This window comes from Rhodococcus olei (assembly GCF_039540555.1).
Taxonomy (GTDB): domain Bacteria; phylum Actinomycetota; class Actinomycetes; order Mycobacteriales; family Mycobacteriaceae; genus Rhodococcus_G; species Rhodococcus_G olei.
Window position 1 is genome coordinate 25,925 of record NZ_BAABFB010000024.1, and the last position, 13,918, is coordinate 39,842.

Consider the following 13,918-nt stretch of genomic DNA (forward strand, 5'->3'; position numbering starts at 1 on the left):
ATCGTGCTCGCCGAATCCGCCTGCGCGCACTCAAGGATTGTCGTCAAAGGCGTCTGTCCGCGACCGTGGCCAGGTGTATCTCCCGGCCGCGGTGACAGCTCACAGGCCTCGGAAGTCCGGCTGTCGCCCGGCCCGGAACGCCTCGATGGCCTCACGATGGGTTGCGCTGCGCATCGTGAGCCACTCATACCCGATCGACGCGTCCATCATCGAGTGCGCAAGTTGCCTGAGCCCGATGTTGGCAACGGTCTTGCTCCAGCGGATCGCGTCCTGGGCTCCGGCCGCCAGTTTGTTTGCCATGGTGTTCACCGCGGTGTCGAGGTCTTGGGACGGGACTGCGTAGTTGACCAGTCCCAAGGATTCCGCACGACGAGCATCGATGGGATCGCCTGTCATCAGGAGCTCCTTGGCACGGGCGTAGCCGATGAGCTGCGGCCAGATCACGGCGCCGCCGTCGCCGGCCACCACGCCAGCCTTGACATGGGGATCGCCGATCTTCGCGTGGTCGGCCATGAAGGTGATGTCGCACAGCAGAGCAATGGTCGCTCCCAGTCCCATGCAGGGACCGTTGATCTTGGCAATAATCGGCTTTTCGAGCTCGAGCAGGGAGAAGACGATGCGTTTCGCCGACGGCATCGACATGTAGTAACCGGGTGACCCGTGGGCATCCGCGTGGTCGGCCATCGCGACCAGGTCACCGCCGGCGCAGAACGCCTTCCCCGCGCCCGTCAGGACCACCACGGAGGTCTCGTCGTCGCGTGCGACGTCGGCGAAGATCTGGCTCAGTTCTTCATGCAGGTCGTGGTTGACAGCGTTGTACCGGTCGGGGCGGTTGAGCGTGAGGGTCAGGATGCGGTCCTCGCGAGTGATCAGGATATTGCGGTACCCGGAGTAGTCGACTGATTCCATGGTCGTCCTTCTTTCGTTGTCGTGGTTTGTAGGCTGAGTCGCCGACACTTCGGATGCGCTCGCGATCACCGGACTGCCCGCAAGGCCCCGTTGGCGGCCGGCGCGTTCCCGAATCAGCGTCACCTTCCACGGCGGACTTCAAGGTGCTCGCCGCCCTGAGAACTCCCGTGCTGTCGGCGAGGAAGGTGGTCGAGGTGCAGGCCAGAGATCTCGAGACTTCCTGCAGGTGAGCAACTTTCGGAAGCCAGGGGTGACCCTTGCACATTGGCATAGTGCTCCCGTCGGGTGAACCCCAGCCTGGCTCTTGACAGGGTGACACGACGAAGCGTACTTATCGAATATTCAGTAAATCAAGGCTTGGCAACGACCGCCCGGAAAGTGAGCACCGACCTTGACTAACGTCATCCCTGAGTTGGACCTCGTCGTCGAGAAGTGGCTGGACCGTTTCGAGGCCGCACTGACCTCTCAAGACGCGCTGGCCATCGGCGCATGCTTCGTCACCGATTCGCACTGGCGAGATGTACTCGCCTTCACCTGGAACCTCGTACAGACCCATGGAGCCTCCGCGATCGGGGAGGGACTCGCCAAACGTTCCGGACAGACCGGTGCACACCACTTCAGGCTCAACCGCCGGTGGGGCGGGGCCACTCGCGCCACGGTCTTCACACGCGATGTCGTCCAAGGGATCTTCGACTTCGACACCGGGGTCGGCGTAGGGACTGGTGTCGTCCGGCTCGTCGAAGACCCGGATAGCCCCATCGGCTATAGCGCGTGGCTGCTGCTGACCAGTCAGCAGACTCTGAACGCGCCCGGCGTGACGTTTCCTGACGAACGCAGCGAACGCTACGGCTTCACGCCATCGGTCGCGGGTGAGACCTGGCTCGAGAACCGTGAGTACCTGAGCCGTTTCGAGGATCGAGAACCCCAGGTTCTGGTTGTCGGTGCCGGCCACGCCGGCGTGTCCATCGCTGCGCGCCTGGAGCGGATGGGTGTCGACACCCTCGTCGTGGAGAAGTCGCCGCGAGTCGGTGACGTGTGGCGAAACCGCTATCGCTCACTGGCGCTGCACAACCCGACCGGTGCGAGTCACTTCCCCTACATCCCGTACCCCTCGCACTGGCCGCAGTACCTCTCGAAGGACCAGGTCGCGAACTTCATCGAGACCTACGCCCAGAACATGGACCTGAAGATCTGGACCAGCTCGGAGTTCATCCACGGGACCTACGACGAGGAGACTTCGACCTGGACAGCCACCATCCGCCGAGCCGACGGCGAAACCCGCACGCTCCGGCCTCAGCACATCGTGATGGCCGCGGGGGTGACCGGCAAGATTCCCAACATTCCGGATCTCCCGGGAATCAGGGACTTCAAGGGTGAGGTCATCCACACGTCGCAGTTCGACTCGGGTGAGGCGTACCAGGGCAAGAAGGTGCTGGTCGTCGGAGCCGCGACCAGCGCTCATGACGCGGCGCTCGAGCTCCATTTCAGCGGGGCGAGGCCGACGATGCTGCAGCGCGGTCCGCTCACGGTCGTTCGGCTCTCGACTGTCGAGAAGTACGACTTCGCCGGACTTCCGCCGCAGATCCCGATGGAGAAGCTGGAGCTGATCGACCTGATCGGTCTGTCGAACCTCGTCTTCCCGCTGATGCGCGAGGAGATCCAGCGAACGGCCACCAAGGCCCGGGCCGAGGATGCCGACCTGATCGAGGGCCTCAAGTCAGCCGGAATGAAGGTCTATAACGGTGAAGACGACGGCGGCTGGAAGCTCGCCGCGTGGCGAACCGCAAGTGGCTACTACATCGACGTGGGTGCGTCGGACCACGTGGTCAACGGCGACATCGCCGTTCGCCAGGCAGAGACGATGACGCGATTTGTCGAAGACGGCATCGAACTCACCGACGGCAGCATCGAGCAGTACGACGCCGTCATTCTCGCCACCGGCTACCACAACATCCAGGTCGACCTGGCTCGAATGTTCGGCGACGAGATCGGCAAACGTCTCGACGGCATCTTCAACCTGCGGGACAAGGGCAGCGGGGAGTTCAGCAACTCGTGGGCGCCGACCAACCAGCCGGGTCTCTGGTTCAACGTCGGCGGGTTCCCGCAGACCCGTGCCTACTCCTACTACCTGGCGTTGCAGATCAAGGCCCGGGTCGCCGGGCTGGTCCCGCGTGACGCGCACATCGATTCCGGGTCGATGCAGCAACGCTGGGAGCAGGATGTGGCGGGCTATCCGGAACTCGACAAGCGGGTGTCCTCGGGAGCTGGCCATGCCTGAACGGGGCGTTGTTCAGACCGGTTCGGGACAGGTGAGGGGCGTACTCAACAACGGCGTCTGGTCCTTCAAGGGGGTCCCGTACGCGGCGTCTCCTGAGGGGCCGCGGCGTTTCGGAGCGCCGGAGCCTGCCGAATCCTGGGACGGGGTTCGTCCTGCCACTGCTTACGGGCCTTCTGTCCCGCAGCGTCCGATGCGTGGCCTTGTCGCGGACATGTTTCCGATGAACCCGGTACAGGGCTTCGATGCGCTCCACTTGAACGTGTGGACGCCCGATCCGTCCGCGAAAGGACTTCCCGTCCTGGTCTGGATTCACGGGGGTGGGTTCCGCTCGGGATCCGGCAACGATGAGCTGTACGACGGTTCGGCGTTCGCCGGTGACGGGGTGGTCACCGTGACGATCAACTATCGACTGGGTGTCGAGGGCTTCCTCTACCTCGGCGATCGCGCCCCGGATCCGGCCGTGACAGGGGCGATGGGGATCGCTGACCAAGTCGCCGCCCTCAGATGGGTTCAGGAGAACATCTCCGGTTTCGGCGGTGATCCGTCCAACGTCACCATTGCCGGCGAGTCCGCCGGAGCGATGTCGGTCGCGACCCTCCTGGCCGTTCCGTCCGCGGACGGGCTCTTTCAGCGCGCCATCTGCCAGAGCGGGGGCGCCGACAAGGTGAACGGCATCGCCGAGTCGTCGAGGATCACGACCCGCCTGTTGGAAAAGCTCGGTGCGACCGGTGACGACCTGACACCGCTCTTCGACGCGTCCGCAGAGGACCTGCTGGTGGTGCAGGACGCGATGGCCGCCGAGCTCGCCTCGGGTGAGTTCGTACATCTGTATGGTGTGCCGGCGACTCTGGCCACGATCGCCTTTCTCCCCACGTCCGGCACCGACCTCATCCCCGAGGAGCCGCTGACGGGGCTCGCGAGGCGAAGCACCACGGTCGACCTGCTGGTAGGAGAAAACGCGGACGAATGTTCCATCTTCCTCGCGGGCGTTCCCGACGACATCGTCGCGTCCATGGGACGCGCGAAGCTCGCCACATGGCTCGGAGAAGGGGAGTCGGCCCGCATTCTCGCGCACTTGGGCGAGGCTCTCCCGGACAGCGCGGAGCGGGACCGATGGATCTGGCTCGAATCCGAACGCCAGTTCTGGTCGCCGGTGCGCCGGCTGGCTCTCACCAACGCTGCCCGCGGCGGCCGGACCTACAAGTACCGATTCGACTGGGCGAGCGACCTGCACGACGGGCTCGGCGCTCACCACGTGATCGAGCTGCCGTTCGTCTTCGGAACCGGATCGACACGGCAGGCGAAGGCAATTGCACGGAACCTCCCGGAAAACCTGGTGCACGCCGTCCGTACAGCGTGGGTGGACTTCATCCACGGGCGCGTACCCCGCCTGCCGGATGGTGTCCTCTGGCCCGCTTACACGTCTGAGTCGCAGATGCGGGTCAGGCTCGCAGAAGAAAGGATCTCCACGGTGCCCGACATCGACGAACTTGGCCTGGACGAGGCTGTGACACTGGAGCGCATCTCGTGAGCCGGCCCGGTCCCGTGCGCGTCGAATGGTCCGGCTCGGTCGCGCAGATCGTGATCGATCGCGGCGAACGCCGCAATGCCCTCACCGATCCGATGGTGCGCTCCCTCAACCAGGCACTCGCCGCGCTGGCCGACGACCCCAAGGTCACAGGCGTCATCGTCACAGGCGTCGACGGCGCCTTCTGCGCCGGCGCCGACCTGGACATGGTGAAAAGCAACACCGCCGCGGCCACCGAGGACACCCGCGAGTACATCGAAGCCGAGGGACAGGCGATCATCCGTGGCCTCATCGCTCTTCCCGTGCCAACGATTGCCGCGATCGACGGACCAGCGCTCGGTCTCGGATTCGACCTCGCCCTTGCCTGCGACAGCATCTTCATCGGACCCTCCGGATGGTGCATGCAGGCGTGGGGCCGGTTAGGCCTCATCGACGGCACGGGCGGCAGCCTCCTTCTGCGCCATCGGAATCCGACCGTGCTCTGGCGACTCCTTGCCGAACAGCCCCGGATCACCGGCTCGCTCGGAGCGGAGCTGAGCATCGCCGAAGACACAGGGGAGCGGTCTGCGCGTGACGTCGCCCTCGAGCGTATGCACGGCTTTGACCACTTCACCCGCGACGCGCTGACAGCCTACGTCGACGTGCAGCGCACGCCGATCCGAGCCGAGATCGATGCACATCTGGCACGAACCGCTCGCGTACAGGCCAACCTGCTGACCAGCCCGGAATTCACGGCCGCCGCCGACCGCGTGCTCCGCTCGTCACGCACCGACGAACGTGAGGCGAAAGGAACCGCTCATGTCTGACCCCACAGTGCCGGCACTCGAAGAGTTTCGGGAGTTTGTCGCCACATGGCTCAAGGAGAACGCACCGACCCGGCCCATCGCCGACAACGAGATTCGAACCGCAGGATGCGAATTCCAGGCAAGCCTCAACGAAGCGGGACTCGCCGGCCTGACCTGGCCCACGACATACAGCGGACGAGGACTGAGCCAGGAACACCTCCAGGTCTACAGCGAGGAAGCCGACCACTTCGCCCTGCCCAACTGGATGTTGGGCGTGAGCCAGAACATGGTCGGGCCGACCATCATCGACCTCGGGACCCCTGAACAGAAGTCCCGGTATCTGCCTCGCATCGTCAATGGTGACGACGTGTGGTGCCAGCTGTTTTCCGAACCTGGTGCAGGCTCGGACCTCGCTGGTCTCCGCACCAAGGCCGTGAAGGTCGACGGGGGTTGGCGCCTCAACGGGCAGAAGGTGTGGACGAGCGCGGCGCAGTACGCCAACTGCGGCGTGATCCTGGCCCGTACATCGCCGGAGCTCCCCAAGCACTCCGGGATCACCATGTTCATCATCGACATGACCCAACCGGGCGTGCTCGTCCGTCCCCTGCGTGACATGACGGGTCGGTCGCCGTTCAACGAGGTTTTCCTGACCGACGCCCTCGTCGGTGACGACTCGGTGATCGGTGAGGTCGACGCGGGCTGGGCCGCCGCGACCACGATGCTGGGGCATGAACGCCTGTCCATCAGCCGCACCCGCCAGAACCGCAGCCGCGGCCTGTCGGTCGAGTTCCTGACCTCTGCCATGCACCGCACCGGACGCAACAACGATCCGATCGCCAAGGACCGTCTGGCTGAACTCCACGTCCACGAACGGGCCTTGCAGCTGTTCAACGCTCGTCTGACCCAGGAAGTTCAAGCTGGCATCGACCCCCAGTCCCGTGGGTCGATCGGCAAACTCTCCGGTGCACTCCAGCTCCTCCGAGCCGCGGCATTGATCGGAGACGTTCTCGGGACCGCTGCCGTTGAGACGGATCCCGAGGACTCGACATGGGGAGACCTCCAGCTGGGCATCAATTCCGCGCCGGCCAACAGCATCGCGGGGGGCACCAACGAGATCCAGCGCTCCATCATCAGCGAGCGAGTGCTCGGGCTTCCACGCGAACCCAGTGCCGACCGCGGGGTCCCCTTCAACGAGATCCGAACTTCGCGTACCTAGACCCTCACAGGAAGACGACACCGATGCATCTGCTGCTGGACCGCGACCAATCCGACCTGAGGGACACACTTCGCGCGTTCCTCGCGGAACGGGCCGGGATTACACACACTCGGACGATGATCGAAGATCCTCGAGGCTTCGATCGCGAGCTTTGGGAGGCACTCGAGCGGGAGCTAGGTGTTCTGAGTCTGGTGGTACCCGAACAACTGGGCGGCTCCGGAGTCGGCCAGGTCGAGCGCTCGATCGTCTGCGAGGAGCTCGGCCGAGCGTTGGTCCCTTCCCCGTATCTCGCCTCCGCGGTGCTGGCAACCGACGTGCTCGTCGGTCTGGAGACCCCGGCCGCGACACTGCTGCTCAAGCGAATCGCCACGGGCGACATCGTCGCATGTCTCGCCGATGCACCTTGGACGCTGGACGACCTCGCCACCGCCTCGACCGATGGATCCGCTTGGTCAATCGACGGTAAGACCGGCCCCGTTCTGTGGGGGGCCGAAGCTGACGTCGTCGTGGTGAGAGCCCGCACGTCCGACGGCTTCGGTTGGTTCCAGATCGAAGGCTCCGATCCCGGGCTGGTCCGCGATTCACTCGAAAGGTTGGATCATGTACGGCGATCCGCCCGGATTCAGTTCAGGGGGGCAACCGCAAGCCCCCTAGCGACGAGGGAGTCCCCCGGATTCCACGAGCGCATCCGGGCGCTGGGAACGGTCGCACTGGGCAGTGAACAACTCGGCGGCATGCGCCGGACCGTCGAGGCAACCGTCGACTACGCCAAGGAGCGGTTCCAGTTCGGGCGCGAAATCGGGTCCTACCAGGCGGTTAAGCACCAACTGGCCGACATGTACAGCTCGCTCGAGCAGGTCGAGTCCGTGGTCCGCTATGCCGTGTGGGCGGCTGAGGAGAGTCCCGAGGAGCTGGCGGCCGCGGCTGACTTGGTGACCGCTTACGTCGGACCCGCCTACTTTGCGGCCGCCAGCAATGCGGTCCGGCTGCATGGTGGCCTCGGTTACACGTGGGAACACCATGCTCACCTGTTCTACAAGCACGCCAAGGGTTCTGAACTGTTGATGGGCACTCCTGCCGAGGCACGCCAGAGAATCGCAACCCAGCTATTGGCTGTGACCGGCTGACTCCACCGCGTGGCGCGCTCCGGGTTGTCGCTCAACCCGGGGCGCGTTTCCATGTTGACCGGGCGGCCATCCGCGAGCCGGGATGAGGTGAGTTCTGGCGTGTGAAGGTACTTCGGGCAGTCGATCAAGGAGCAGCTACGGGGCGTGCTTGCACCGGCGGTCCACGCTGGTGCCGGAGTTGTCCGGCGGCCCATCCACGAGATGGACGCTCCGCGTCGAGCATCCGTCGGAGCATCACGATGCGCTCCTCCGTATTCTTGCAGCGCAGCAACGAATTTCGATCGCATGCATCAGCGGGAGGCCGAGTGGATTACAGCGGATAGCCGCAGACGTGTTGGACGGCATGGCAGTGACTGCGGCCCGCCATCAGCAATGGCGGGGGTAACCGCGACCTGAACTCGTGTCAGGACTGGAGTGTTCCACAGGCGTGCTTCGAACCCGGTCGAAGTACGTGCACCTGACGGACGATCAGTGCTCCAGGTCGGCGAAGCGTTGATCGTCCGTCAGTACAGTGCTCCTGGGCGGCGAAGCGCTGATCGTCCGTCAGTGCAGCGCCGCAATGTCGCGGCCGATGATCTCCTTCATGATCTGGGTGGTGCCGCCGTAGATCGTGGTGACCCGGCTGTCACGGAAGGCGCGCCCGATCGGGTACTCCATCATGTATCCGTATCCACCGAAAACCTGCATGCATCTGCTGATCACGCTGGACTGCATCTCGGTGGTGTACCACTTGACCTTCGCGGCGTCCACGGGCGTGAGCGTTCCGGCATTCAGTGCTAGCGCTGCGCGATCCAACAGGCTCTCGGCGACGTCCGCTTCTGTCGCGATCTCGGCGAGAGTGAACCTCATCGTAGAGAGGTCACCGATCGGTGCGCCGAAGGCGGTCCGATCGAAGGCGTACCCGGCGGTCCACTCGTAGCTCGCCCGAATGGAAGCAGTCGCCATCGAGGCAATTCCGAGTCGTTCGCGGGGAAGCCGCTCCATGAGGTGGATCAGTCCCTGGCCGACGGTGCCGAGAACCGCCGATCCAGGGACGCGGACGTCGGTGAAAGACAGCTCTGCTGTGTCCTGCGACGTCAATCCGACTTTGTCGAGCTTGCGGCCACGCTCGAAACCGGGCATGCCACGTTCCACCAGAAACAGGGTGAAGCCGCGCGATCCGGCCTCGGGATCGGTGCGGGCGGCGACGATGACCACGTCGGACAGGATGCCGTTGCTGATGAAGGTTTTGGCGCCGTTGAGAACCCAGTCGTCGCCATCACGAACTGCCGTGGTGCGAATGCCCCGAAGGTCTGATCCAGCTCCCGGCTCCGTCATCGCGATGGCCCCGATGGTGGATCCGGCGGCCATTGCTGGGAGCAGTCGTTCCTTCTGCTCCGGCGTCCCGAGGTCTGCGATGTAGGGGGTGACGATGTTGACGTGGACGTTGAAACCGTTTGCCAGGGACGAGTAGCCGCCACGGGCGGCTTCCTCGTCGAACACCATGTTGTAGCGGAAGTCGATGGGACCGGCGCCGCCGAACTCCTCGGGAGTGTTGAAAGCGAGCAGCCCCGCCGCCCCCGCTTCCTGCCAGGCCGCACGGTCGGTGATCCCTGCCTTCTCCCAAGTCAGGTATTGGGGCTCCACCGAGCGTCGGAGGTACTCCCGGACCGTCGGGCGGAGCGCCTCATGGTCCTCGTTGTAGATCGTTCTCAGCACGGCGCTTCCTGTTCGGTCAGTTGCGTTGGACGTCAGAGGAGTTCGATGATCGTGGCATTGGCCTGCCCGCCGCCCTCGCACATGGTCTGCAGGCCGTATCGGATGCCCTGGTTCTTCATGCGATGAATCATCGTGGTCATCAGGCGGGCGCCGGATCCACCCAAGGGGTGTCCGATGGCGATCGCACCGCCTTGAGGGTTCAGCAGATCAGCATCTGCGCCGATGTCCTTGAGCCAGGCGAGGGGAACTGGGGCGAATGCCTCGTTCACCTCGTACGTCCCGATATCGGCGAGCGCCAGGCCCGAACGCTTCAGCGCCTTTTCTGTGGCGGGGATCGGCGCCGTCAACATGATGACCGGGTCGTCCCCGGCCAGGACCGCGGTATGGACTCGTGCGATCGGCTCGAGCCCGAGTTCCTGCGCCTTTTGCGAGGTCATCATGAGCAGGGCCGCGGCACCATCGGAGATCTGCGACGAGTTGCCCGCGGTGATCACGCCGTCCTCGCGGAAGGCCGTCTTGAGGCCGCCCAGGGTCTCGAGGGTGCTACCGCGACGAATGCACTCGTCGACGGAGACCGTGGTGCCGTCGGGAAGGGTGATTGGAATGATCTGATCCTCGAACTCGCCCCGGTCATGCGCGGCGGCTGCGAGTTCGTGAGACCTGAGGCTGTATTCGTCGACATCCGTACGCGAGAAGCCCCATCGGGTGGCGATCATTTCGGCACCGATCCCCTGATTGGGGTGGGCGCCGAATCGCGCGAGGAACGACGGGCCGACGACGTCGTGATCGAGGGCAGATGAGCCCATGGGAACGCGCGACATCGATTCCACACCACCGGCCACCACGACCTCATACTGGCCGGAGATCAGGCCCGCGGCGGCGAAGTGCACCGATTGCTGGGACGAGCCGCACTGGCGGTCGACGGTGACACCAGTCACCGACAGGGGCCACCCCGCGGACAGAGCCGCGCGGCGCGCGATATCGCTGGTCTGTTCACCGACCTGACTGACGCAGCCCCAGATCACGTCCTCGACGATCTCCGGGGCGCGCTGCACAGACTCCATGAGGCCGTTGAGAACCTGCGCCGAAAGTTCGACGGGGTGAATGCCGCCCAGCGAGCCGTTGCGGCGACCAACCGGGCTGCGGAGGGCTTGGACGATGACTGCATCCGACATGGGACACTCCTTGCTTTTCGAATGTTCGTTCAGCAGAATGCTAGGTATCGAAGACACCATGACGCAAGCCACATTTCAGGAGAAAGGACTCCCGTGACCACCAAGGATCAGGTCACGATCGTCGCCGGAGGTGCGTCCGGACTCGGGCTGCGTCCCCGCGGCATCGTGACGATCGCACCAGGCACCTCCGATACGCCGACGCTCCAGGGCGTTCCAGAGGGGATCCGCGACTCCCTCGGCAGCCAGGTACCTCAAACCTTCTGCCCGAGCCGGCGCGCCGTGTTCGGCAGCCGGGTCGGTGAGATCAGCGGCAACCCGATGCTGAATGGGGAGGTGATCGGACTGTGACTGCTCGATCCGCCCGACTCCCCGCTGAGTCGGTCAGCGACGGGTTCGCAGAGAAGGTCGCGATCATCTCCGGAGCGGCCTCCGGAATTGGGCGCGCCGTCGCCGCCGAGCTCGCGGCTGCGGGCGCGAGCGTTGTTCTCACCGACCTCAACTTGCAGGGCGTTCGCGATGTCGCCCAGCAGATCCGATCCGCCGGCGGCAATGCCTTGGCACTGAAGGTGGATGTCGCGAACCTGGGCGAGGTCGCCGACGCGACGGAACGCGCCGTTGCCGAATTCGGTGCACTCCACCTGGCTGTGAACAATGCAGGGATCAGCGGCCCCGGTGGACGCCTGGCTGATCTCGACGTGGGGGAGTATCTGGCCCTCATCGAGGTGAATCTCCACTCCGTGTTCTACGCGATGCGCACGCAGATACCTCACATGCTCAAGGCTGGCTCGGGTTCGATCGTCAACGTGTCGTCGGTGCTCGGCCTCGTCGCGCGTGCGGGGGCGACCGCCTACGCGACGGCGAAGCACGCGGTCGCCGGCATGACTAAGGCAGCAGCGCTCGACTACGCGACGGAGAACATCCGTGTGAACTCGGTACACCCGGGCTACATCGACACACCGCTCATCGTTCGGGCCGACGAAGACCGACGCCAAGGCCTGATCGCGAAACACCCTCTCGGCCGCCTCGGACTCGCAGACGAGGTCGCCCAGGTGGTCCTCTTCCTGCTTTCCGATCGCGCCAGCTTCGTCACGGGATCGCAGTACGTCGTGGACGGCGGCTACACCGTGCAGTGAGCGACGGACGTGCCTCAAGAAGTCAAAGACCTCCCGAGAGGAATAGACATGAGTTCTAGAACATACGTCGTCACCGGTGCATCGTCCGGTATGGGCGCGGCAACAGCGCAGCGGTTGCGCGCCGATGGCGGCAGGGTCATCACCGCCGACATCAAGGACGCCGATGTCGTCGCCGACCTTGCGACAGCCGAGGGCCGCGAAACCTTCGGTCGCGAGGTCGAGCGCCTTGCCGACGGTGTGGTCGACGGTGTTGTCGCGGCGGCCGGGCTCGCTATCGATGCACCTGTCACAGCTGCCGTCAACTACTTCGGCATGGTGGCTACTGCGGAGTCACTGCGGCCGCTGTTGAGTCGATCCGAAGCCCCACGCGCAGTTGTGGTCTCGTCGATTGCTGCGACCTCGCCGTTCGATCAGGAACTCGTGGATCTGCTCCTCACGGGAGCTGAATCCCGAGCCCTCGAACGCTGCCGTGACGTAGCCGGGGGATCGACCCGAGGCGGCGGCAACCATATCTACAGCTCCTCGAAGCATGCCATCGCCCGTTGGGTGCGGCGGCAGGCGCCGACACCCGAATGGGCAGGCGCCGGAATCGCCCTCAACGCCGTCGGGCCCGGAGTGATCGAGACAGCGATGACGGCGCCGCTGCTGCAGGACCCAGGAAAGCGTGCCCTGCTGACCTCGAGCTCGCCGGCACCACTGAACGGGCCCGCTGCCCCGCCGGAGGTTCCCGCCGCGCTCTTGTCGTGGCTGGTGAGCGAGGAGAACTCGTACGTCACTGGTCAAGTCATCTACATCGATGGCGGGGGCGAAGCCATCCGCCGCCCCGATCATGTCTGAAAGGACACCTCTATGCCGTACGCCGTTGCCATCGAATTCAGCCTCAATCCGGACACCGTTGATGACGCAGCGCGGGCCATCCGCGACATGCTCGAGACCACCCGCAATTTCGACGGAAACGAGAGCACCGAGGTACTCATTGACACCGACGACAACACCAGGTGGGTGATCTCCGAACGATGGGCGAGCGCTGACGCGTACGCGAAGTACCGAGACTATCGAAGCGGCGAGGGCAAGGTCACCGGACTCGCACCTCACGTACTCAGCTCGACGAGGCGAACCTTCGAGGTCCGCGGCACAGACTCCTGACCGGGTGGGGCCATGACCCGGCCGCCCGACCGAAGCATCGGGTCATGGCCCCGGACAACAGCAGCACCGCTAGTATTGGGACGTTCGTTAAGTACGAGCGCAAGAACGCACGAGGGGGCGTTACACAATGGAGGTAGTCGCATGGCCCGGCGCCTGATCGGAGAGGCAGCGATCCTCGATGCAGCGCGACAGGCGTTCGCGAGCAAGGGTTACGACGGCACGTCCATCCGGGACATCGCCGAGGCCGCCGGGGTGAGCCTGAGCGCGCTCTACTACTACTACCCCAGCAAGTACGAGGCGTTGTACGCCCTCGTGCTGGACGCGTTCGACCACTACTTCGCCGAAAGTGGCGAGGCACTGGAATCTGCCGGCGACGATGCCCGCAACCAGCTCGACGCCCTCGTCCGACACCTGGTCATGTACCGCGTCAAGAACGCCGCGCAGAGCAAGCTGCTGCTGCAGGAGGCTGACAAACTGCACGGCGAGGGCGCAACGCTCGTGCGGAAGAAGCAAATCGAGTCCAACGACCGATTTCACGCCGTCATCAATCTCGGAGTGGAACAGGGCCATTTCGAAACTCCCTATCCCGACGATTGCGTCCGCGCCATCATCTCTATGTGCAACGCGATATCGATGTGGTACCGGCCGGGCGGATCCCTCAAGGTCAAAGACCTCCAGGACAGGTACAGCCACTTCGCGTTCGAAGTGGCGCAGTGCTCCGCGCCACCGATCCCTGTCGGACGCCCCCGCCGTGCACGTGGGACCGCATCAACCTCGGCATCCGACGATGCCGCCAGCGTTGTGGCGGAGCGACCAGCTCCGCGCTCTTAGCTGCTGGGGGCAAGAGGGCCGGGCTGCCCGCCGGCAAGAGGTTCGTCTCGTGGCGGGAAGACGACTCGCCGATCCCACTTTCTACCCAGAGC

13 protein-coding genes are annotated in these 13,918 nt (G+C 64.7%); 10 read left to right on the plus strand and 3 right to left on the minus strand.

Annotated elements, in window-relative coordinates; genetic code table 11:
• Nucleotides 1-99 precede the first annotated feature (99 nt).
• On the minus strand, nucleotides 100-909 hold the full coding sequence (locus ABD951_RS05720; RefSeq protein ID WP_345342797.1) for an enoyl-CoA hydratase/isomerase family protein: 810 nt from the start codon (nucleotides 907-909) through the stop codon (nucleotides 100-102).
• 391 nt (nucleotides 910-1,300) lie between these two features.
• Between ABD951_RS05720 and ABD951_RS05725 the strand changes: the two genes are divergently transcribed.
• The 5 genes from ABD951_RS05725 to ABD951_RS05745 are packed head-to-tail and all read left to right on the plus strand — an operon-like array spanning nucleotide 1,301 to nucleotide 7,843.
• A complete protein-coding gene (locus ABD951_RS05725; RefSeq protein WP_345342798.1) occupies nucleotides 1,301-3,187 on the plus strand; it encodes a flavin-containing monooxygenase in 1,887 nt (628 codons plus the stop codon).
• The gene (locus tag ABD951_RS05730) at nucleotides 3,180-4,718 is read left to right on the plus strand and encodes a carboxylesterase/lipase family protein (protein WP_345342799.1); all 1,539 of its coding nucleotides are present in this window, start codon (nucleotides 3,180-3,182) and stop codon (nucleotides 4,716-4,718) included. The genes ABD951_RS05725 and ABD951_RS05730 overlap by 8 nt, the downstream gene beginning before the upstream one ends.
• Nucleotides 4,715-5,521, plus strand: coding sequence for an enoyl-CoA hydratase/isomerase family protein (locus ABD951_RS05735; protein ID WP_345342800.1), 807 nt, complete (start codon nucleotides 4,715-4,717; stop codon nucleotides 5,519-5,521). The genes ABD951_RS05730 and ABD951_RS05735 overlap by 4 nt, the downstream gene beginning before the upstream one ends.
• On the plus strand, nucleotides 5,514-6,716 hold the full coding sequence (locus tag ABD951_RS05740; RefSeq protein ID WP_345342801.1) for an acyl-CoA dehydrogenase family protein: 1,203 nt from the start codon (nucleotides 5,514-5,516) through the stop codon (nucleotides 6,714-6,716). The genes ABD951_RS05735 and ABD951_RS05740 overlap by 8 nt, the downstream gene beginning before the upstream one ends.
• A 23-nt stretch (nucleotides 6,717-6,739) precedes the next feature.
• Nucleotides 6,740-7,843 (plus strand): acyl-CoA dehydrogenase family protein, encoded by a 1,104-nt coding sequence (locus ABD951_RS05745; protein ID WP_345342802.1) that lies wholly within the window; start codon nucleotides 6,740-6,742, stop codon nucleotides 7,841-7,843.
• A gap of 543 nt (nucleotides 7,844-8,386) precedes the next feature.
• Here the strand turns inward: ABD951_RS05745 and ABD951_RS05750 are convergent.
• Nucleotides 8,387-9,541, minus strand: coding sequence for an acyl-CoA dehydrogenase family protein (locus ABD951_RS05750; protein ID WP_345342803.1), 1,155 nt, complete (start codon nucleotides 9,539-9,541; stop codon nucleotides 8,387-8,389).
• 32 nt (nucleotides 9,542-9,573) lie between these two features.
• On the minus strand, nucleotides 9,574-10,716 hold the full coding sequence (locus ABD951_RS05755) for a thiolase family protein (RefSeq protein ID WP_345342804.1): 1,143 nt from the start codon (nucleotides 10,714-10,716) through the stop codon (nucleotides 9,574-9,576).
• Nucleotides 10,717-10,809: 93 nt separating this feature from the next.
• Between ABD951_RS05755 and ABD951_RS05760 the strand changes: the two genes are divergently transcribed.
• From ABD951_RS05760 to ABD951_RS05780, 5 genes are all read left to right on the plus strand, one after another.
• Entirely contained in the window at nucleotides 10,810-11,064 is a 255-nt protein-coding gene (locus ABD951_RS05760; RefSeq protein WP_345342805.1) for a Rossmann-fold NAD(P)-binding domain-containing protein, read from the plus strand.
• The gene (locus ABD951_RS05765; protein WP_345342806.1) at nucleotides 11,061-11,849 is read left to right on the plus strand and encodes an SDR family NAD(P)-dependent oxidoreductase; all 789 of its coding nucleotides are present in this window, start codon (nucleotides 11,061-11,063) and stop codon (nucleotides 11,847-11,849) included. The genes ABD951_RS05760 and ABD951_RS05765 overlap by 4 nt, the downstream gene beginning before the upstream one ends.
• A 48-nt stretch (nucleotides 11,850-11,897) precedes the next feature.
• On the plus strand, nucleotides 11,898-12,686 hold the full coding sequence (locus tag ABD951_RS05770) for an SDR family oxidoreductase (RefSeq protein WP_345342807.1): 789 nt from the start codon (nucleotides 11,898-11,900) through the stop codon (nucleotides 12,684-12,686).
• Between the two features lie 12 nt (nucleotides 12,687-12,698).
• Complete coding sequence (locus ABD951_RS05775; protein ID WP_345342808.1) at nucleotides 12,699-12,995, plus strand: putative quinol monooxygenase; 297 nt, start codon at nucleotides 12,699-12,701, stop codon at nucleotides 12,993-12,995.
• Between the two features lie 141 nt (nucleotides 12,996-13,136).
• Nucleotides 13,137-13,826 (plus strand): TetR/AcrR family transcriptional regulator, encoded by a 690-nt coding sequence (locus ABD951_RS05780; protein ID WP_345342809.1) that lies wholly within the window; start codon nucleotides 13,137-13,139, stop codon nucleotides 13,824-13,826.
• The last annotated feature ends 92 nt before the right edge of the window (nucleotides 13,827-13,918 follow it).